Genomic DNA, 1,960 nt, shown 5'->3' with positions numbered 1-1,960 from the left:
CGGCCCGCCCGCGCGGCGCCTTCGGGGTCGCGCGGCGCTGACCGTCCGCGCCGGCCTCCGGGCGCCGATGCTCACGGCGCTGATGGCCCGGGCGCTGATGGTCCGGGCGCTGATGTCTCAGGTGGCTGGCGGCTCCGGGGCGGACGTCTCCGGGGTGGGAGGCCGGGCGCGGGGGAGCGCGCTGGGGCGGGACAGCAGGACCACGCCGGCGATGACGAGCACGCCCGCGACGGCGACGCCCGTGACGACCCGGGGCGCCGTGGGGACCGGCACGCCGAACACCAGGATGCCCAGCGCATAGGCGGTGACGGGGTTCGTTATGGCCATGGCGGTGACCACCGCGGCCAGCGGACCGACGGCGAAGGCCATCTGACCCAGGCACAGGCTCGTCAGTGTGACCCCGCACAGGGCATAGGCGTACCAGTGTGTGACTGTTGCGTTGATCCCGTTCGCGAGGGTCAGGTCGGTTGTCTGCTTGAGCAGCAGTGCGCTCAGCGCGAAGAACAGTCCGGCCGCCGTGCCGAACATCGCCGCCCGGGTCGCCGGCCGGCGCCCGAGGGACAGGCCGATCAGCGTCGCCGCCGCCGCGACGATCGTGCCCGTCGCCAGCACCAGCGGGCCCTGCTCCAGCGGCGCGTGCGCGGGCAGGCGGTCCTGCACCCAGAGCAGCAGCGCGAGGCCCGCACAGATCGACGCGGCCGCCCACCACGCCGTGCGCGCCATCCGTAGCCGGGTGCCGACGAGTCCCAGCGGCAACGCGAACAGCATCTGGGTGACCATGAGTGGTTGCACCTCGGCGAGCGAACCGGCGTGCAGCGCCAGCGCCTGCACCAGGAATCCCGTGGCATTCAGCAGCCAGCCGACCAGCCACAACGGCTCCCGGAGAAGATCAAGCAGGTGCTTCGGGCCTGGCATCGCGACCCGGGTGTCGTCGCGCGCCGCGAACCGGCTGCGGCCCGCGGCCCGCTGCTGCAACGCGGCGGAGGCAGCCAGCAGGAGGGCCGCGAGCAGCGCGAGCGGAACGAAGGTGGGCACGGCGGCGGGGACGGTCAGTGGTCGCGGCCACGGCCGACGGCGACCGTCGCCGGGACGCGAGGGCGCCGGGTGGTGATCGTGCCGACGACCCGCGTGGGCGCGACGGCGCCCTCGTCGCGGGGACGTCGGCGCGCGGCGCCGGACGGCGTGGGTGAATCGTCCGGACCAGGCATGTTGGGGTTGATGGCCGGTAATGTACCGGCCTTCGGGGCGCCGCGGGGGTCCCCTTGCCCATCAGATCGACGTCCTGATTACCCGGATCGGCTAGCTAGGTCCGTGTGACCACTTCGGGCTGTAACCAGGTGGTCCGTCCGTACGGTGTCACTTGCCCGCTTGGAATCTGACGATGCGGGACCGTCTGGGCCCGGCGCTCCTACCCTGAGCCGCGGGGGCGGGGTCCACGGTGACCTGTTCGGGGGGGAAGGACGGCGATGCTGACGCCGGTACTGATTCTGGTGGGATTTCTGGTCGTGCTCGCGGCCGCGGCGGCGCTGGTGCACAGCCCGGCCGAGCCGGACACGCTCCCATCTGACCGAGAACCATCCGACCTCCGGGCCGCGGCGCGCGTTGACGCCGACGGTCGGGAGCCGACCACGAACGAACCGTCCGGTGGCGTCGTGCGGGCCTGCGGCTCGCACGACCACGCCCCGGCCGGCAACACGCCGACCCCGGCCCTGAGTTCACCCTCAGGCCGGGAGTCGACCTCCGCCTCGGAGGCACCCGCGGGTGCGGGACTGCCGAACGCGGGGACGATCAGGGCCCTTGGTGCTGGGACCACCGCCGGGCCCGCCACGGAGCTCAGCGGGATCGGCGGCGAGGGCGCCACGGCGTCCACCCAGCCGACCCCGACCCTGGGAGGGGACCTGAGCGAGCCCGACCCGGCCGCCGACACCGGCGCCCAGACGCTGCCGGTGCCGCGCCGGGC

Annotated in this window: 1 protein-coding gene and 1 pseudogene; one reads left to right on the top strand and one right to left on the bottom strand. The window is 74.1% G+C overall.

From position 1 onward, the window contains the following. Positions 1-117: 117 nt before the first annotated feature. Positions 118-1,035: a DMT family transporter gene (locus tag MXD58_RS26530; RefSeq protein WP_248837860.1), complete on the bottom strand. Its 918-nt coding sequence runs from the start codon at positions 1,033-1,035 to the stop codon at positions 118-120. 431 nt (positions 1,036-1,466) lie between these two features. Between MXD58_RS26530 and MXD58_RS26525 the strand changes: the two are divergent. Further along, positions 1,467-1,960, top strand: a pseudogene (locus MXD58_RS26525) (hypothetical protein); the annotation flags it as partial.

The organism is Frankia sp. AgKG'84/4 (assembly GCF_023242965.2).
In the GTDB taxonomy this organism is placed as follows: Bacteria; Actinomycetota; Actinomycetes; order Frankiales; family Frankiaceae; genus Frankia.
The sequence above is the reverse complement of the archived record's forward strand: the minus strand, read 5'-3'. Positions and strand labels throughout refer to the sequence as shown.